Source organism: Runella sp. MFBS21, from assembly GCF_029433105.1.
GTDB lineage: Bacteria > Bacteroidota > Bacteroidia > Cytophagales > Spirosomataceae > Runella.
Genome location: NZ_JARNTW010000006.1, coordinates 174387 through 194391, shown reverse-complemented (window position 1 = coordinate 194391; position 20005 = coordinate 174387). Strand labels below are relative to the sequence as shown.

At 41.0% G+C, this 20005-nt stretch carries 14 protein-coding genes; 9 read left to right on the top strand and 5 right to left on the bottom strand.

Annotated elements, in window-relative coordinates; genetic code table 11:
* Positions 1-37 precede the first annotated feature (37 nt).
* On the bottom strand, positions 38-2521 hold the full coding sequence (locus P1X15_RS15135) for an SLBB domain-containing protein (RefSeq protein WP_277338970.1): 2484 nt from the start codon (positions 2519-2521) through the stop codon (positions 38-40).
* Positions 2522-2933: 412 nt separating this feature from the next.
* On the opposite strand from P1X15_RS15135, the gene P1X15_RS15130 reads away from it, so the two are divergent.
* Entirely contained in the window at positions 2934-4820 is a 1887-nt protein-coding gene (locus P1X15_RS15130) for a DNA topoisomerase IV subunit B (RefSeq protein WP_277338969.1), read from the top strand.
* Positions 4821-4854: 34 nt separating this feature from the next.
* On the opposite strand, the gene gldG is transcribed toward P1X15_RS15130, so the two are convergent.
* From gldG to P1X15_RS15110, 4 genes are all read right to left on the bottom strand, one after another.
* Positions 4855-6486 carry a gliding motility-associated ABC transporter substrate-binding protein GldG gene (gldG, locus tag P1X15_RS15125; protein WP_277338968.1) on the bottom strand — a complete coding sequence of 544 codons (1632 nt, stop codon included), beginning with the start codon at positions 6484-6486 and terminating at the stop codon, positions 4855-4857.
* Between the two features lie 24 nt (positions 6487-6510).
* A complete protein-coding gene (locus tag P1X15_RS15120) occupies positions 6511-6840 on the bottom strand; it encodes a DMT family protein (RefSeq protein ID WP_028663617.1) in 330 nt (109 codons plus the stop codon).
* Positions 6841-6960: 120 nt separating this feature from the next.
* Positions 6961-8907 (bottom strand): glucosamine-6-phosphate deaminase, encoded by a 1947-nt coding sequence (nagB, locus tag P1X15_RS15115; RefSeq protein ID WP_277338967.1) that lies wholly within the window; start codon positions 8905-8907, stop codon positions 6961-6963.
* 96 nt (positions 8908-9003) lie between these two features.
* Positions 9004-9738, bottom strand: coding sequence for a copper homeostasis protein CutC (locus P1X15_RS15110; RefSeq protein ID WP_277338966.1), 735 nt, complete (start codon positions 9736-9738; stop codon positions 9004-9006).
* Between the two features lie 135 nt (positions 9739-9873).
* On the opposite strand from P1X15_RS15110, the gene P1X15_RS15105 reads away from it, so the two are divergent.
* The 8 genes from P1X15_RS15105 (at position 9874) to meaB (ending at position 20004) form a co-directional block, all read left to right on the top strand.
* Positions 9874-11250 (top strand): DUF1800 family protein, encoded by a 1377-nt coding sequence (locus P1X15_RS15105; protein WP_277338965.1) that lies wholly within the window; start codon positions 9874-9876, stop codon positions 11248-11250.
* Positions 11251-11278: 28 nt separating this feature from the next.
* Positions 11279-12829 carry a DUF1501 domain-containing protein gene (locus P1X15_RS15100; protein WP_277338964.1) on the top strand — a complete coding sequence of 517 codons (1551 nt, stop codon included), beginning with the start codon at positions 11279-11281 and terminating at the stop codon, positions 12827-12829.
* 137 nt (positions 12830-12966) lie between these two features.
* Positions 12967-13974, top strand: coding sequence for a toxin-antitoxin system YwqK family antitoxin (locus P1X15_RS15095; protein WP_277338963.1), 1008 nt, complete (start codon positions 12967-12969; stop codon positions 13972-13974).
* Between the two features lie 125 nt (positions 13975-14099).
* Complete coding sequence (locus P1X15_RS15090; protein WP_277338962.1) at positions 14100-16400, top strand: TonB-dependent receptor; 2301 nt, start codon at positions 14100-14102, stop codon at positions 16398-16400.
* Between the two features lie 27 nt (positions 16401-16427).
* On the top strand, positions 16428-16985 hold the full coding sequence (locus P1X15_RS15085; RefSeq protein WP_277338961.1) for a hypothetical protein: 558 nt from the start codon (positions 16428-16430) through the stop codon (positions 16983-16985).
* Between the two features lie 168 nt (positions 16986-17153).
* Positions 17154-18197, top strand: a complete 1044-nt coding sequence (gene queA, locus P1X15_RS15080) for a tRNA preQ1(34) S-adenosylmethionine ribosyltransferase-isomerase QueA (RefSeq protein WP_277338960.1) — start codon at positions 17154-17156, stop codon at positions 18195-18197.
* Between the two features lie 72 nt (positions 18198-18269).
* Positions 18270-18959 carry a 2-C-methyl-D-erythritol 4-phosphate cytidylyltransferase gene (locus tag P1X15_RS15075; protein WP_277338959.1) on the top strand — a complete coding sequence of 230 codons (690 nt, stop codon included), beginning with the start codon at positions 18270-18272 and terminating at the stop codon, positions 18957-18959.
* Positions 18960-19017: 58 nt separating this feature from the next.
* Positions 19018-20004, top strand: a complete 987-nt coding sequence (meaB, locus tag P1X15_RS15070; RefSeq protein ID WP_277338958.1) for a methylmalonyl Co-A mutase-associated GTPase MeaB — start codon at positions 19018-19020, stop codon at positions 20002-20004.
* The last annotated feature ends 1 nt before the right edge of the window (position 20005 follow it).

The window sequence follows — 20005 nt, the reverse complement described above, 5'->3', positions numbered from 1 at the left end:
AAGTCTTTGAAAATGTTGTCTACTAATCGAAATTTGGCTATTGACTTCCCAATACTCTAAATGCAAGTACTGTTGTAATCAAAGTCATTACTGTTGATGAAATTCCAATAACAGATTGGAGGGCGCGTTGAGCTTCGGCCAAGTCTGATTGAGTACGCTGAGGTACACGGATTTCGGAACCGGGTTCTACTTTAGGATATATGTTAAAGAATAGAAACTTGCGGGTACGGTCGATAGAGCCATTAGGATAAATAACATACGACTTACGTTTCAATGACATTCTGGTGAAGCCACCTGCTTGTGATATAAAATCCATAAAAGAACTGCCACTGCGATACTTGACCGTTGTTGGAAACAACAACTCTCCCTGAACACGTACTGTTTCGAGGCGTTTAGGAATATCAATTACATCGTCGTCTTGGAGGATAATATCTTCACGACCTCCTGGATTGCGTAAGATACGTGCCAAATCAATCCCAATCGCTTCTTGTTTGTCTTTTGACACATTTTCGCCCACAAATTGCCCTTTCTTAGCATCATCCGAAATCACTGCTACGGCTTTGTTTCTTTGCTCGATTTCTTCGTCGGTCAATGCTATCTTTCTCAACAACGTAGCCCCGTTAATATAGGCTTGTGCTGTGAGTCCGCCGGCTCTTTTAAGCATATCTGAAAGTTTTTCGTCTTTAGCTTTGATACCGTATAGCCCAGGACTTACAATTTCCCCTTTCATTGTAACGAAAGTTTGGGGTTGGTAGTTGGTGGAAGGCCGCACCAATACTTCATCATAAGGCTCCAATACAAATCGGCTATCGTTGGCGTCCATGGTGAGGTCGCGATTGATATCAAAAAGGAAGATATCTGCCACTTGTGCCGAAATGGATTGAACATTGACGTCACGTTTGCGGCGTACGACTTCTATTTGAGAAGTTGCGGCTGATTCTTTGAAACCTCCTGATTGAATAATCGCATCTTCTAGCGTGAGATTAGAAGTATAGTTAAGATTCACTTCTGGGCCAAGGTTTACTTCGCCCGTAATTCGTATATAAGCCCCTTCTCTGAGTTGGAATTTTGAAGGAATGATGATTTGGTCTTCTCGTCTTAGAAGTAAGTCATCAACTTTGCCATTCATCATATCAGCTAGGTTGATAGAAATGTTTTCGACTGATAGATCGTCGCGGGTACGAATGACGTTGATACGTCCTGTAAATGCCTCTCCCGTAAGACCTTCGGCATTTTTGATGAGCTCGAGTAGGGTTTTGTTTTGGTCTAAAGAATATTGGCCAGGTCTGAATACCGGACCCGAAATCGTTACCATGTTTTCGAAACGGTCAAGTAGCATATCTGCGGAGACTTCATCACCGTTTTTAGGAATGTACTTGTCATACTCAGAAGAACGGACATCCACGATTTTACGCTCTTTGGTAGTAAGACCTAATATTTTGAGGCGGTCAGTATAAGCATTTTCTGTAAAACCACCCGCATACTCTAATACCTTTGCAATAGTTTCATTAGGCAGCAATTCATAAAGGCCAGGGCGCTTTACGTTTCCTTTTATTTCTACTCTTTTGTTATAAACACCTACTTGGATTACGTCATTGTCTTGCAAACGAATATCGGTATTGAGAGCACCGCTCATAAGAAGTTCATACAAATCAAGGGTGGCTACGGTTTTATTTCTTCTTACTACTTTTATTTGGCGAAACGAGCCTAATTCGTTAGGACCTCCAGTAAGTTGTAGAGCATTAAGAGCCGTAGAAAGAGACGAAACACTATAGGTGCCTGGCGTAATTACTTCTCCAAGCACCGTAACCCGAATGGTGCGTATTCTGCCTAACCTCAACAAAAGAAAAGTACTAGCATTGCTACCGGGTGCCCCAAGGTTATTGTAATAAGGGGATAAGCGAGTGATTAATTCCTTTTGAGCTTGCTCAATCGTGCGTCCGCTTAATTGTACAGCCCCGATGGGTTTTACAAAGGCAAAGCCATCTGAATTGACAGGCAATTCCATCAATGACTGTGAGTAACCATAAATATACGCACTTAATTCATCACCTGGGCCGATGGTATAATCACGAGGGGTAGCCATGTTTTCAGAGGGTGCAAAACTGACTTTTGAATTGCTGAATAGTTGATATCCAAAGATTTTGCGGCGCAGTTTTGTCAATTCCGCTTCTTGTAAAGCTTCATCTGCATCGGTAGTTGTTGCTTGATCTTTTTTATCAGTAGCTTTTTCAACTTGGTCTATTGCCGTTTTAGGGTCGGCTTTAGGATCACTGCCTTTTTCAGTAGCTGTTGTGGTAGAAGGAGTGGTAGTGGTAGATGTCGCCGTAGTGCTTGGCTGCCCTGTAGTACCAGGAGCAGAAGGTTGTCCTTGAGTGGCTGTTCCAGAGCTGCCGCTTGGCGCTCCACCAGTAGGCGTTTGAGCATATACAGCTGTAAGAGTAAATAGACTGACAGAAAAAACATGTAAAAAAGCACGTGTGGCGTGCATGGCAGAAAAACTTCCAAAAAACTTCTTCATGAAATAATGTTCAAAAGCAAAATTCTTAGTTTCTGATTAACAATAAATTAACACATCAACAAAGCCAATCTATTTATAGAATCAAATTGGCCGACAAAGTAACGCAACTTTTTCATTTTTTTAAACTTTTTTCTTTTTTACGGCCATTTTCGGGGCTTATTGTATAATTTTTCCGATATTCCCATATATTATAAAAAAACGCATTTGTGAAACAAATCGCATACCGTTAAATAATTAAGCAAATACAAATATGACAAAAAGAACTTTGTTTTACAAAGTAACTTTAAATTCTATCAACTAACCAAACTTTTGTTGATAAAATTTTTTTAAAACTCTTTTTGGCTTTTAAAACGTTGTATTTAGCGTAGATTAAAACGAAATTTGTAAAAAGGTAACCCTTATTAAGATAAAAATGGCAGAAGAAGTAAAGTATGACGAAAGCAGCATTCGTTCGTTAGATTGGAAAGAGCATATTCGATTACGCCCTGGAATGTACATTGGTAAATTGGGAGACGGCTCCGCCGCTGATGATGGTATTTACGTGTTGGTTAAGGAAATCATTGACAACTCCATCGACGAACATACCATGGGATATGGGAAAGCAGTAGATATCAAAGTTACGGAACATAGGGTAGAGGTAAGAGATTATGGGAGGGGGATTCCGCTTGGAAAAGTCGTAGATTGTGTCTCTAAAATCAATACAGGAGGAAAATATGATTCAGGGGCGTTCCAAAAATCAGTAGGATTGAATGGGGTCGGTACTAAGGCTGTTAATGCTCTTTCGACTTACTTTAAAGTTCAATCGTTTAGGGAAGGAAAGACAAAATGGGTCGAATTCAAAAAAGGGGAAGTCATAGCAGAATCTGGGGAAGAAGATACAAATCAGCGCAATGGTACGATGATGATTTTTGAGCCAGATAATACTATTTTTAAAAATTACCATTATATCCCGCAGTTTTTGACCAATATGATTTGGAATTACTGCTACCTCAATGCAGGGCTTAGTATTAATTTCAATGGGCAAAAGTTTGTTTCCCAAAATGGTCTTCTAGATTTGTTGAGGAATAAAACAGACGAAGATGCTATTCGGTATCCTATTATACACCTCAAAGGACAGGATATTGAGATTGCGCTTACCCATGGCAACCAATACGGCGAAGAATATTACTCTTTTGTCAATGGACAATATACTACGCAGGGTGGAACACACTTAATGGCATTTCGGCAATCTTTGGTAGATACCGTGAGAGAACATTATGGTAAAGATTATGCCTTTGAAGATGTGCGTGCTTCTATCATTGCAGCGGTTAGCATTCGGGTACAAGAACCTGTTTTTGAATCCCAAACTAAGACAAAATTAGGCTCTAACAATATTTCTCCCGATCCCAATAGTCCCACTGTAAGGACTTTTATTAATGATTTTTTGAAAGCCAAACTTGACAATTACCTCCATATGAATCCGGCGGTAAAAGAAGCACTAAAGAAACGGATTGAGCAGTCGGAAAGGGAAAGGAAAGAATTGGCAGGTATAAAAAAACTGGCTAACGAAAGAGCTAAAAAAGCTAGTTTGCATAACAAAAAATTAAGAGATTGTCGGAATCATTTACCAGATGTAAAATCTGAAGATCGTTATGAAACTACTTTGTTTATCACAGAAGGAGATTCGGCAAGTGGGTCGATTACAAAAGCGCGTAATGTGCAAACTCAGGCCGTATTTAGCTTGCGAGGTAAGCCTCTAAACTGCTTTGGACTTACCAAAAAAGTGGTATATGAAAACGAAGAATTTAATCTTTTGCAGCATGCCCTTGATATTGAGGAAGGATTAGAAAATTTGCGATTCAATCGCATCGTGATTGCGACCGATGCTGACGTAGATGGGATGCACATCCGTTTGTTAATGCTCACGTTTTTCTTGCAGTTTTTTCCAGATTTGGTTCGAAATGGCCACGTTTATATTCTCCAAACGCCTCTTTTTAGGGTTCGGAATCCACGTAATCACAAAGAGACTATTTACTGCTATAGTGAAGAAGAAAGAGTAAAAGCAATTAAAAAACTGGGTGGTAACAAAAAAGTGGAAATTACGCGTTTTAAAGGACTAGGTGAAATCTCTCCTGATGAGTTTGGTAAATTTATCGGTGAAAATATGCGTTTGGAGCCAGTGATTTTGAAGAAAGAGGTCACAATTCAAAAGTTATTAACTTACTATATGGGAAAAAATACCCCCGAACGTCAACGATTTATCATCGAAAATCTGCGGGTAGAAAGAGATGTGTTGGAAGAAGAAGCTGTAGCATCTTAACTCAAAGGGGGCTTACCTCCCCTTTTTTTTGGGTTTATTTCGCAAATTGATTTTTGCGCCACCACTGAAATCCTAATCCTAGTAAACCAACCAAGGCCAGGGGTGCTATTAAATTGATTAATTGCCACTGGGTTCGTTCTTCTTTCAGTCTAATTTTATCTAGGGGTCTTAGCATTACTTGTTTGTTACGAGCCGTAATGAGCCCTTTAGGATCTACCAGATAGTCTATGGCATACATTACAAAATCTTTGTTGGCATAAGTATACCTAGTTAGGCGATCATAACCCATAGATAGGGGGGCGTTGCGAGTGTAGTCAATGTCATTGACAATCATGTCGCCGTCTGATACAACAATAATTTTACTAGGTTTGCTTTGACCAACAAACGAACTCATACGAGGGTCGGTAGGAAGTAGACGATTGTTGTAAAGAGAAGAAAAAGTTCCTTCTAACAATAAGCCGATGGTTTTTACTCCATTGTTATATTCTCTGGGGTCAGGTTGCTGACGGGCTTCGTTGTAGGCAACTAAAGCGGGCACTTTCAAAGTTTTGGTATATTGTGATGTAAGTAAAAGAGGAGTTTTGACCACATTGGGAGCCATAACAGTATCAATAGTACTTGGAAAACGACTATACACTGCGTCTAAGTTTCGTACGATAGGATTTGCTCCAAAGTTGTTGATCAATGGGAAGAATCGCCAAGGCATAGGTTGGATTTGTGGCTTATCTCCCATGTTTCCTACATTGAGCGGAATCATCGCACAGCTCATGTCTTTTACTAGATTTGGATTGATACGGCAACCATACTTAAAAAGTAAATCATCTAAGTTGAGTAAAAGTGGCTGGGCAAAAGTTCCCTGTAAACTTACGCTGTCGACCTGAGCGCCATCAGCAAAAATCAGTAATTTACCACCTCGCATCACAAACTGGTCTAACTTGTATTTTTCTTCTTCGCTAAAAGGTGCGTCAGGTTTAGGAATGATTAAGAGATCTCCTTTATCCCAAGAATCAGGATTCTGGACATCGAAATATAAATCATAGTTTTGCTGGAGGGTTGCTAATAAATCAGAGAAACGTGGTGGAGGTACTTTGGTATGACCCACCAAAAAACCAATCTTTTTGCGGTCTTTTAGCGTAAGACGCCTAATGGCTGATGCCAGCTCAAATTCTACTCCTTCATAAGATTGATTGAGGCGTTCTTCAGAACCAGAAGCTTGATTTCCTTTTAATAACTGAACAGGGTATTCTTTGCCTCCATAGAAAATAAGAGCACCGGGGAAAATAAGCCTCTCTGTGCGTTTGCCGTCTTCATTAGCAAAAAGATTGGTGGGAATAAGACCCTTTTGAGCCAGTTCTTCTTGGAGTTTTGGATCATTGGGTTCGATAAATCTATAGGCAATGTTGCTTCCTCCGTAGTCAGCAAATGACTCTAAAGTTTCTTTGATTGCTCTTTCAAGTCGCTCAAAACCAGGCGGAAAATCTCCTGCTAAATAAACATTGATGACGATTTGTTCGTCTAGGTTTTGGAGTAGGTTTTTGGTTGCATCAGAAATAGTATAGCGTTTTTCTTGGGTTAAGTCCCATCTAACAAAAACAAAAGATGCTAGAAGATTAATGCCAATGAGGATGGCGACCAAAACGGATATTTTTATGAGTTGTTGTTTCATTCAAAATAGAATAAAAATGGCAAATTACCACTTTTTAAAAACAAAGAATACCGCCAAAACCATGAGACCAAAGCCCACCAAATAATTCCAACGAACTTCTTCTTTCAGATAAAAAACTGCAAATCCTACAAAAACCGTCAGACTTACTACTTCTTGAATCGTTTTAAGCTCGAAAGCATTAAACTCATAGGAACCGATACGATTAGCAGGAACGGCGATGCAATATTCTAAAAAAGCAATAAGCCAACTAACTAAGATAACTTTCCAAAGTGAAGTTTCTTTAAACTTTAGGTGCCAATACCAAGCGGTTGTCATAAAAACATTTGATAGTAGCAGTAACAAAACCGTACGCATACGAAAGATGAATAAAAACGTGGCAGCAAATATAAGCGTAAAAAAACAAAGCGTTAGCGAGTTTTACACCTGCTAACGCTTGATTATTATCTTATTGTATATTGTTTTATAAAAACCGCATTAAAAATGCCAACGTACAAAGGCTTCCATGGCTTCGTACTCTGCTAAGCCCAATTGGTCGTATAAACGAGCTGTTCCGCTGTTGCGTTCTTCTGCACGCTGCCAAAACTCCCGTGAGTCTTCTCCTTGGAAGACAACACCGTCTTTTTGAGATTGGTGTTTGAAGATACCGAGGCGTTTTTTGACCACTTGGTCAGGACTCATCGGTACAGCCATTTCGATTTCGTGGATGTCCCACTCGGCCCACGCACCACGATAAAGCCATACCCAGCAGTCTTTCATGAAGTTTTTGTGCTTCAATTGTTTGAGGGCTGCTTCGATTGCGTCCCAACATACCTTGTGAGTACCATGAGGGTCAGCAAAATCGCCAGCAGCATAAATTTGGTGCGGTTTCACCTCTTCTATCAAATTAACAATGATTTTGACATCATCATCGCTGATAGGTTTCTTTTGGATAGTGCCTGTTTCATAAAAAGGCATATCTAAGAAGTGGAAATGCTCCGTGCCCACAAAACGACAAGTAGATTTGGCTTCGCCCCTACGAATGATACCCTTTACATAACGAACTTCTGGTGTATCGATTTCGCTGTCTTTTTTCTTTTTAAGGAAGTCTTTTGCGTCCTCAAAAATTTTCATGGCAGCAGGGCTTTCTATGCCAAACTTCTGGTTATAATCTACCACAAAGTCGATAAAACGAAAAGCTTCATCGTCAGCAACGGCAATGTTACCAGAGGTTTGGTAAGCTACATGCACCTCATGCCCTTGGTCAACGAGACGTTGGAAAGTACCTCCCATTGAGATGATATCATCGTCGGGGTGAGGGCTGAAAATAATCACCCGCTTTTTGGCAGGTAATGCTCTCTCTGGACGGTGAGTATCGTCGGCGTTTGGTTTTCCCCCAGGCCATCCTGTAATAGTATGCTGAAGCTGATTGAAAACATTGATGTTGATATCGTAAGCGGAGCCGTGAGCCGCAAGCATATCACTCATACCATTGTCGTTGTAATCTTTGGTAGTGAGTTTAAGGATTGGCTTTTTAAGCGTCAAAGACAAATGTGTCACGGCTTTTTTTATCATAGAGTTGTCCCACTCTACGGTATCTACTAGCCACGGTGTTTTTACGCGAGTTAGTTCTGAGGCAGCCCGCTCGTCTACAAAGAAAGATGTATTTGGGTGGGCTTGGAGATAGGATGCAGGTACATGCTCTGTTACCGGACCTTCTACTGAGGCTTTGATCATGGGTGCTTTGCGCTCACCCCAAGCGAGGAGTACTATACGCTTAGCATTCATGATGATAGATACCCCCATTGTAATGGCCTTTTTGGGAACTTGATGTAGCCCGCCAAACTCCATGGCGGCAGCCGCCCGAGTGGAGTGGTCTAGCGTCATCAGACGTGTACGCGAATTGATCAACGAACCAGGCTCATTGAAGCCAATGTGCCCATTGCCACCTATTCCTAACAATTGGAAATCAATACCTCCTAAGGCGTTGATTTTGTTTTCATAACTTTGAGCAAATTCCGCAATCATTGGAGCCGGAATCGCACCATCAGGAATGAAATAGTTTTCTTTAGGAATGTCAACATGATCAAAAAGCTGCTCGCGCATAAAGCGTACGTAGCTGTGAATCGAATCAGGCTGCATGGGGTAGTATTCGTCCAAGTTGAACGTAATAACATTCTTAAAACTAAGGCCCTCTTCTCGGTGCATTTTGATAAGACGGGCATACACGGTCTTGGGAGAGGAGCCCGTCGCAAGACCTAATACACAAGGTTTGCCCTCTTTTTGTTTGCTGCGGATCAAGTCGGCGATTTCTTGCGCTACTGCTCCAGATGCGTCTTTTGCATCTGCATAAATCTGAGTTGGAATTTTTTCGTAGGTAATCGCTTGACCTATAATGCCACTGTCGGCAGCTTGGGCTTGAATCATTAAAGGTTCAGTAATCATGATATCAAGAGAAGAAGTGATTTTTTCGGATTCAAAGGTAGCTACTTGTAAGAATATTAACGAGTTAAATTAATAAAAAATTTTAAAAATACTTTTTTATCGGTTCAACCTTTCAATTAAAGCCCTGATTTTGACTTCATCACTATAAATAATTTCGTACTCATTGGCTGGTAAGACAGAAGCCATATTGATGCCTTCTTTTTTAAAAATCATTGCACCATCGCGGACGGCCTTGCCCGTGAGATGAAGGGCATGCACTCCTGTATGAGCCAAAAGCGACGCATTGTCAGCATTTACGCCTGCGCCAGCCATTATTTCGATTCGGTTGTTTGCTTTTTTTACAATTTGTTCCAAAAGCTGCCAACCTTCTGGAGCGGTATTGTGTTGGCCTGAGGTCAAAATTCGTTCAGCTCCAGTCTCAATGATTGCCTCTAAGGCTTCAAAAGGATCGGGAGTGACATCGAAAGCACGATGAAAAGTTACTCCCATAGGATGAGCTATTTGGACCAATTCTTTGGTAACTGGAATATTTACTTTACCATTTGGGTCCAAGATACCAAATACCACTCCATCTGCTCCTAACTGTTTGGCAGTTTCTATGTCAGATTTCATGGTTTCAATTTCGTAGGTATCATAGCAAAAATCTCCACCTCTAGGACGAATCATGACGTATATCTTGATAGATAGTAAGCGTCGAGCAAGTTTGATAAGACCATAGCTCGGAGTCGTGCCCCCTTCATAAAGACCGCCACACAGTTCGACGCGCTGCGCCCCTGCTTTCTGAGCATTTAAACAAGATTCAATAGAAAACGTACATACTTCAACCTGCATGCGAACAATAAATTTTAAGGATTGATTATCAGTAAATTAAAAATTATCTTTGATAGATAAAAATTAAACCATTTTGGTACAAATTTGTCTATTTAAAAGAATAAAACGTTAAATCTCTATAAAAAAGCTACCAATATGCCAGTTTGGGATTTATCTAATGCCAAACATCTACTATCAAGGTGTTTGTTTGGGTATTCGCGCAAAGACCTACAAAGAGCGCTCGCTTACTCTACTGTAGAGGCATTTGTAGAGAAAGAACTCCTCGCCGACTCACCTTTGCCTGCTCCCCCAGGAGATTGGGTAAGTGAAACCCCTGTAAACAACAACTTAGAAGGAGAACGATATCGTTCTCTTACTTATTGGTGGTATGATAGAATGCTTGCCGAAGAAACCAACATGCGTGAAAAAATGGTATTGTTTTGGCATAATCATTTTGTATCTGCTCGTGACAAAGTAAACTACCCTCAACATATGTATCTCCAAAACGCCTTGTTTCGGCGTATGGCGTGGGGAAATTTTCGTCAACTTGCCAAAGATGTTACTATTGATCCAGCTATGTTGATTTATTTGGACGGTAGATTGAGCCGAAACAATAGCCCAAATGAAAACTATGCTCGTGAGCTGATGGAGCTTTTTACGTTGGGTATTGGCAATTATACCGAAGAAGATATAAAACAAGCTGCTTTGGCTTTGACAGGATGGCAAGTCAATGGGCTAACCGCTACTTTTGTGGCATCTCGCTTTGCCAATTCTAACAAAACTTTCTTTGGAAAAACCGGTAATTTTAACCACGAAAACATCATAGATCTTATCTTAGAAAAGCCTCAAGCGGCAGAGTTTGTATGTCGGAAGCTCTATAAAGAATTTGTGTTTTATAAGCCAAACGAAGCTTTTATCAAACAAATGGCAAACGTATTCAGGCAAAATAATTATGAGATTCGCCCCGTACTATCATTTTTGTTTACCTCTGAGGAGTTTTTTAGTGCTCAGTACAAAGGAGCCAAAATCAAGAATCCCATGGAAATTACTTTGGGAGTTTTGAAGGCGTTTGACTTGACTGTCATGCAGATTACTCCTTCAGCCGACTGGGCTTATATTTTTAGCCAAACGCAAGCCCTTCAACAGCAATTGTTTTCGCCCCCTGATGTTCAAGGATGGGTAGGTCAGCGGGATTGGATTAGTTCTACTACCTATGCCGTCAGAGGAGGGTTCTCAGATTATGTCGTCAATGCTATGGGCAATACCCGCAGTACGCAATTTAAGCTTATATCGCCTCCAGTGGACTATGCTCGGAGCTATAAAACCTCAGAGGAGGCCATCAAATTTGTAGATGATGTGGTAAATGTGTTTTTACAGTTCCCAATAAGCTCCCCAAAAAAGCAGACCTTAGTCAATACATTGCTTGGGAGTACGATATTGGCCAATTGGTCCACAAGTACCCCCGGCGCTGAAAACCAAATAAAAGCATTGCTGAAAGCCATTATGCGGCTTCCTGAGTTTCAATTTGCGTAGTTCTTAATTTCCTTCATTTTCCAATCGTATGAATCGTAAAGAATTTTTAAAACAGTTGAGTCTCGTTTCAGGAGGCGTAGCTTTTGGAATGAACGGAGTGCCTGTCAGGGCGTTTGCGTATAATCCTTTTGCGATTCATATGGAAGCGACCGCTGGCAAAATCATTGTATTGGTACAATTGGCGGGTGGAAATGACGGTCTCAATACTGTCGTTCCCTACGAAAGTGCGGCTTATTATAGTCGCAGGGCAAATATTGCTATCAGAAAGCAGGATGTATTGCCGCTCAATAGCCAAATCGGGCTCAACCCCAATATGATAGCCCTCAAAAATTTGTACGATAATGGTAAAATGACCCTCGTCCAAAGTGTAGGCTACGCAAATCCGAATCGGTCACATTTTAGGGCTACAGATATTTGGCTTACCGCTTCAAATGCCGAAGAGTTGTTGGATGAAGGATGGGCAGGACGGTATTTGACAAAGATGTACCCAGGTTTTCCGGTGTCTATTCCAGAGCATCCGATGGCAGTGCAGTTAGGTTCAGTGGAGTCTTTATTGATTCAAACAGATTTGGGGTCTACAGGTGTGGTATTTAGCAGTCCTACCAATTTTTATAATTTGGTCAATGGTACCACTATTGATAATGAGCCTATTCCGGATACGTTGGCTGGCGAAGAACTGAAATTTATGAGGCAAATAGCTACTCAGTCGGTAGCATACTCAGGAGTGATTAAACAAAAATGGGAGATTTCGGCCAAAAATATATCTCCTTACCCTTCTACAGGATTGGCAAGTCAACTAAGGATAATAGGTGAATTGATAGGTGGAGGACTCCAAACGCCTGTATATCTCACCACTATAGGTGGGTTTGATACTCATGCTAATCAAGTAGTTGCGAATGCTACCACTACAGGTACACATGCAAACCTTCTTAAGACTGTGTCGGAAGCCGTGGCGGCATTTCAAAAAGACCTAGAAAAAAGAGGCGTAGCCGATAAAGTAGTAGTGATGACTTTTTCGGAATTTGGGCGGCGAGTAAATCAAAACGGCACAATGGGAACAGACCACGGCTCGGCAGCGCCTTTGTTTGTGATTGGAAATAGCGTAAGAGGGGGAATTATAGGGAAAACCCCAAGCCTGACAGACTTAGATGCGAATGGAGATATTAAATTTGAATTTGATTTTAGGCAAATATATACTAGCATCTTGCAGGATCACTTGGGAGTCGAATCTCCAGTAGTTAGAGATATTATGGGACAAAGAGATTTTTCTACCTTACCTATTTTTCGAACCTCTACTACTCCGCTTTTGGTTCATAAGGACGAATTTTCACTGGAGCAAAATTTCCCTAATCCTTTTGTAGAGACCACCCAAATCCGGTATTCTGTTAATAAAAAAATGAGTATTAAGCTAGCGCTTTATGATATGCTAGGGAGAGAAGTAATGGTACTTAAAGAAGCCACTTTGTCTGCGGGCAATTATATGGCACAACTCAACGGCGAGCAGTGGATGCCAGGTTTGTATTTTTGTATGATGAAGTGCGACTCCGGCCAAAAAGTGATTCGTATTGTAAAAGCGTAGTAAGCAAAGCCAAACTCTACAGTTTAGGATTAAGTTTAGCTCACAACAAATTATAAAGTCTTACGTTTTTTAATTTGGTATAATTTTGGTACTGTGGTAGCTTGACACTTCACGGAGGTTTCGATATTTACCAAAAAATGGAAAAAGAAAAAGCGATAAAGATGCTAAAGCTATTTTCAATTGTATCAGTGGCACTTTTTAGTCTGGCGGTAGTGCAAGCACAAACGGTGTCTGATAAGTCAGAAAAAAAATCTAAAAAATTTCGGGACAAGAAAGCAGAAGCAGATAGTTTGCTCCAAAAAATTGGAGTGTCCACTCCTAGTTTGGGAGTAGGTGCCACTGTGGCTGGGAAGTCTATCAAGCCTTCGGATGGGGTTGGTTTTTTTAATGAGACATTGCCAGACTTGGGACTTAAAATCAAAGAACATCGTAAACAAGAAAAAGCGCGTCGTCAAAAAAAGAAAAAATATCATACCGAATATGAAGGCTTAGCGATTGTGAAGCAGGTTGTTAGTATGGGGAGTGGTGATCGGATTACTCAGATAGAGTTTCACGTATTGAAAGAAAATCGCTTTCTAAAAATGTATGATGGGTTGGAAATCAACTGGTACGACCCCCGTAATCGTATGGTGAGTAAATCGTTAATAAAAGACAAAGACAACGCGCTTTTGCTGCATGGCCCCTATAAACGTTATGTAGCAGGCAATTTAGTAGAAGAAGGAAATTATTATATAGGAGCCAAAGACGGACGTTGGGAAGCATATGACGCAGACTATAAGCTGCTTGACAAAACGAAATGGTATCGAGGGTTTCCGGCCGAATCTATTGTATCATATTATGATTCTGCCCATACCAAAATTCGAGAAGTGATTCCAGTACAATATGGTAAGCGCAAAGGAGATTATCTGATGTATTATGACGCAGGGCAGCTCATGGTCAAAGGGCAATATGATAATGACGCGCCAGTGGGCACATGGAATGAATATTATCAGTATCGTCGTCAACGCAAAAAAATTACTCGTTACCCTCGATATTGGTATGAAGACGGAGAAGGGGTAGTGTTGAGCGAGTGGGACGATAAGGGGAAGCTCATTTATGAGCGCCCTAAAGACGGAACCCCAGACGCGGAGGAAAACGGTAACTAAGCAAAAATAGTAATCTATTTCCCATTAGAAATTAAATGATATTTCTAATGGGATTTTTTATTTAAGAATTTATTTTTGCAACATAGTTGCAATTGAGTTACCTTTGTCAGAAAAACTAGCAGAGTTTGAATCGTTTGTTTTACATATGGGCAGTGTGGTTGGGATTATTTACCGTTGATGTGCTTTTCGCACAGTCTCCTCAAGCATGCGATTGTTTGATTAAAGGAACTGTCAAGGATCGAGAAACGGGGCAGGCGATTGTGGGGGCGATACTCATCGTAGAAGGAACCAATCGAAATGCCATAACGGATACAGAGGGACGCTACAAGATAGATAAACTTTGTCAGGGGAATTATACTATAGAATGTAAAATCATAGGTTACAAAACCGTCAAAGCGAGCGTTTCGCTAATCCATAGTGCCGAAGAGGATATCAATCTTACCGAAGAAGAAGTTCATCTTCAAGATGTCGAAATTACGGCTCATCGGGTCCAATCTTCCCTCTCTCAAAAAACAATTGCTTTAGAAGGGAAAGCTTTAGAACAAAATCAAGGCCAAACGCTGGGCGATGCGCTCAAAGTACTCAATGGCGTGACTTTATTACAAACAGGAGCCTCTATTGCTAAGCCCGTAATACATGGTTTGCATAGCAATCGTATCCTTATCATGAACAATGGCATTCGTCAAGAAGGCCAGCAATGGGGTTCTGAGCATGCTCCCGAGATAGATCCATTTGTGGCAAAAAGAGTGACAGTAGTTCAGGGGGCGTCGGGAGTAAGATATGGTTCAGATGCGATTGGGGGAGTTATTTTGGTAGACCCTGATGAACTTCCCAAGCATTCAAAGATAAGTGGAGAAGCAAATATAGCTGCTTTTTCAAACGGGCGAATGGGAGTAATATCAGGCACATTGCAGGGAGGGATTTCGAGTTGGAAAGGATGGGCGTGGAGAATACAAGGTACGCTCAAAAATGGCGGTAATATTCGTACCCCTGATTATTTTTTGGCAAATACGGGTGTGAAAGAACACAATTTTTCTTTGACCACAGGATACCGAAACTCCAAAGTGGGAGCAGAGGTTTTTTATAGTCAGTTTCATACCAATATTGGCATATTCTCGGGTTCGCATATAGGAAGCACTTCGGATTTGTTGAATGTTATCAAAAATGGCGAGCCTTTTATTAAGGCGGCCTTTGAAAGAGAGATAGAACGTCCTAATCAGCTCATTAACCATGATTTGTTGAAAGCTAAAGCTTTTTATAATATAGGTGCCAATCGCCTGACTTGGACTTTTGGACGGCAGTTTAATCGACGTGCGGAGTATGATTTGCATGGACCTCAAGCGGCTACCAAACCTGCATTATTGTTTCGACTTACTACTTATACAAGTGATTTGGTTTTCGAACATGCTCCTATCAAAGGTGCTATTAATGGTCAAATAGGACTCAGCGGATTGTATCAGTATAATTTTACGGATGGGCGTCCTCTCATTCCTGATTTTGATCAAGCAAACATCGGTCTATTTGTTATTGAAAGATGGGTACGTAATCAATGGGAGTTGGAGGCTGGACTTAGATATGATTGGCGGCAGCTAGATATTTTTAAGTTTGTGGGTAGCACCCTTTCGCCTCGCCAACATCAGTTTAGTAGCTGGTCTGGTACACTTGGAAGTGTTTGGAATGCCACGGAGGAGTTATCGATGAGAGTCAATGTGGGAAGTGCTTGGCGGCCACCTAGCCCCAATGAATTGTATAGCAAAGGAGTTCACCACGGTGCGGCTGCTTATGAAGAAGGAAATGATCAAATGCAACCCGAAACGGCGTACAATCTCATCGGGAGTATTGATTATAATAGAAAGCACTGGCAAGTAGAAGTAGGAATTTATCATAACCTTATTCAAAATTATATTTATCTAAAGCCTCAAGCCGAACCTATCTTGACGGTAAGGGGGGCTTTCCCGTATTTCAAGTATGTTCAGACAAACGCCTCTTTCACCGGCGTAGATGTAGATACGCGCTGGGAAATCATTCCTAAAAAACTTACCCATACCGCAAAAATTTCCTATTTGAAGGCTTATGACCTTCAAGAAAAAGGGTATTTGGTACTTATCCCAGCCAATAGAATTGAAAATACCCTAAAATACAATTGGGCTCAAGTAGGCAAATGGGAAAATTTCTATCTATCGCTTACGCATCTATGGGTAGCCCAACAAAAACGGGTGCCTCCCAATAGCGATTTTGTAGATCCTCCAGCGGCTTATCATCTGTGGAGTGTGTTGATTGGCGGAGATTGGAATAAAAGCATAGGATGGAGTCTAACAGCACAAAACATATTGGACACAGCCTACCGAGATTATCTAAACCGATTTAGATACTACTCACTAGAGCAAGGACGGAATGTGTCTTTAAGAATAAAGTGGAATTTCTAACATAAAAATAAATCAAACACACTCATTATGAATAGACTACATTTTTCTTGGGCTTTGGTGTTGACGCTTGCATTAGTAACAAGTTGTAAAAAAGAAGAACCTGCACCAGAAGACGAAAATGAACTTATCACTACAGTACGGCTGAAATTCACTGAAAACGGGACCACTACTACTCAAACTTTCGATTGGAAAGATTTGGATGGAGAAGGAGGGAATGCACCTACAATAGCCTCTGTGGGTTTAAAAACAAATCGTACTTATAAGCTAGAAATCGAATTTTTAAACGAAAGTGTTACTCCAGTAGATAATATCACAGAGGAAATAAAAGAAGAAGCAGATGAACACCTTGTGGTGATTACACCCCAGCCAGCTAATCTATTGACTTACACCTATGATGATAAAGATAGTCGTAACTATCCCATAGGGCTTACCGGAAAAATCGTAACTACCTCGGCAGCTACAGGTACACTACAAGTACAGCTTCGTCATCAGCCGCCAGTAGGAGGAGTGGCCGTCAAGAATGGTACAGCTACGCCAGGCAGCGATGATGCCAATGTTACTTTTAATGTAGTAGTTGCACCATAATTTTTAACTTAAAGCAATCAAAATCAATCAATAAATTAATTGAAAGTGCCATTTGGTAATAAAAGAACCGTTTAATCAAAAAAAAACGCAAAGGTTACTAATAATAAGGAGTTTATTAGTACTTTTGCGGTCTTAATTTTTTGAGGTGTCTTTGAGCCAAAAAGATATATGAAACTTTCCGAGTTTAAGTTTGACCTTCCTCAGAGCCTTGTTGCGCTCTATCCTGCCGAGCGAGGAGAATCGCGTCTAATGGTAGTAAATCGTCAAACCAAGAAGATAGAACACAAAAAATTTTCCGAAATTATTGACTATTTCGGAGAAGGAGACACGATGGTTGTCAACGATACCAAGGTTTTTCCGGCACGCCTTTATGGGCAAAAAGAAAAAACGGGTGCTAAAATCGAAGTATTCCTTTTGCGAGAGCTCAACCGTGAAATGCGTCTTTGGGACGTGTTGGTTGACCCTGCCCGCAAAATCCGAGTAGGCAACAAGCTCTATTTTGGGGATAGCGACTTAGTAGCAGAGGTAATCGACAATACCACCTCTCGTGGTCGTACGATTCGTTTTCTTTATGACGGGAATCATGAGGAATTGATGAAAGCAATTGATGAACTGGGCGAAACCCCCCTTCCTCGCGATATTAAACGTAAAGTAGAAGATGCTGACCGTGAGCGTTATCAAACGATTTTTGCGCAGCATGTAGGAGCGGTAGCTGCCCCTACTGCAGGGATGCACTTTACTAAAGTGATTCAGCGGCGCATGGAAATCAAAGGCGTTAATTTTACGCCTATTACGTTGCATGTGGGAGTCGGTACGTTTCGTCAAGTAGATGTAGAAGATTTGACTAAGCACAAGACCGATTCTGAAAACTACTTGATTACGGAATCGTCGGCCAATGTCATAAACGAAGCTTTGGACAAAGGTAAGAAAGTATGTGCCATTGGGACTACTTCGCTTAAAGCCCTCGAATCATCGGTTTCGGCTAATAATCGGGTTAAGCCTTTTGAAGGCTGGACAGATAAGTTTATTTTCCCTCCATATGATTTCAAAATATCAAATTCGCTTCTGACAAACTTCCACTTGCCAGAGTCTATCTTGCTGATGATGACTTGCGCTTTTGGAGGTCATGAGCTTATCATGGAAGCATATGACGTAGCGATGAAAGAGAAATATAAGTTTTTTAGCTACGGCGACGCAATGCTTATTATTTAAGTTTTTAGTCGTTGGTCAATAAGTCCTTTAGTTAAGTATTTTGACGAACGACTGTTAACCAACGACTTTTTTATGACCAAATTTGCCATTATTGTAGCAGGCGGAAGTGGCACCCGAATGGGCAGCAAAACCCCCAAGCAGTTTATGCTCATAGGCGGAAAGCCTATTTTGATGCATACTATCGAAAAATTCCTTTCCTACGATTTTTCCCTTCAAGTGATTTTGGTGCTACCTGCCAACGCCATGAAAATGTGGTATGCGCTTTGTGATAAACACCAATTTTATCCTCCAATTATGACGGTGACTGGGGGGAATACCCGTTTCCAATCTGTCAAAAATGGTTTGAAAAGAATCAGCTCCAAAGAAGGAGTAGTAGCAGTCCACGATGGCGTACGACCCTTTGTGACTTCGGAAATTATCCGTAAAAGTTTTGAAACGGCCCAGTTGCATGGTGCCGCGGTGACTTGCGTTCCTCTCAAAGATTCGGTAAGGATAATGAATGAAGACGGTTCTAATCAAGCCGTAAATCGCAGTGCTTATCGACTAGTTCAGACTCCCCAGACATTCAGGCTTGATTGGATGAGAACTGCCTTTGAAAAAGAAGAACAATCTACTTTTACCGATTGCGCTAGTGTGTTGGATTTTGCAGGTTATCCTATTACTCTTGTAGAAGGTGACTACGAAAACATCAAAATCACTACTTCGGATGATATGCTTTGGGCAGAAAGTATTCTTCTGAAGCAAGCTTCTACCGAAGATTAGTTTAGAAGCTTTCCTTAGCTACTATCTTTGTAATTTTCCAAACAAACATTTCCTACTTTTGGTCCGAAATCGCCTTTCTATCGAAGCCTATGTAGAAGGAGTATTGACGGGAAACCGCCTTGTACTAAGTCGTGCGATTACTTTGGTAGAAAGTCAACTTTCTTCTGATAAGGAACTTGCACAGGCCGTATTAGCGCAAATATTACCTCATAGTGGTCGGTCGGTTCGGGTCGGTATTACGGGTGTGCCGGGCGTAGGTAAAAGCACTTTTATTGAAACTTTTGGTAAACACCTTACACAACAAGGCAAGAAACTTGCTGTTTTAGCTATAGACCCCACAAGCCAGCTCACAAAGGGGAGTATTATGGGAGATAAAACTCGTATGGAAGAGTTGGCTCATGACCCTATGGCATATATTCGCCCTTCGCCGTCTAGTGGGTCGTTGGGGGGAGTTGCCAATAAAACAAGAGAAACCATATTGTTGTGTGAAGCAGCGGGTTTTGAAGTGGTTTTGGTAGAAACTGTGGGGGTAGGTCAATCCGAAACATTGGTCAAAGGAATGGTTGACTTTTTTTTACTTCTCATGTTGGCGGGAGCAGGTGATGAACTACAAGGTATTAAAAAAGGCATCATGGAAATGGCCGATGCAATTGTGATTACAAAAGCTGACGGTGAAAACAAAGCTGCTGCACAGAGGGCAGTACTAGAATACCAAAATGCATTTCACTTATTGATGTCTCCTGCCAATGGATGGTCTCCCAAAGTATTAACGTCTTCCGCTTTAGAAAAGCAGGGAATTGCAGAGGTTTGGGCGATGATAGAGCAATATATGCAACTTACTACGGCTAATGGATTTTATAACACACATCGTCAAGAGCAAAATCTAGAATGGTTGCATGCGCTTATTCGGCAGTCTCTCGAAGAGCAATTTTATCAAAATAAAGATATTATAAATACGCTCCCTCAAATGGAAGAGTATATTAAAAATGGCAAATGGCTGCCTATGAAAGCAGCCACTTACTTACTCGGTATATTTAGGGGATAAA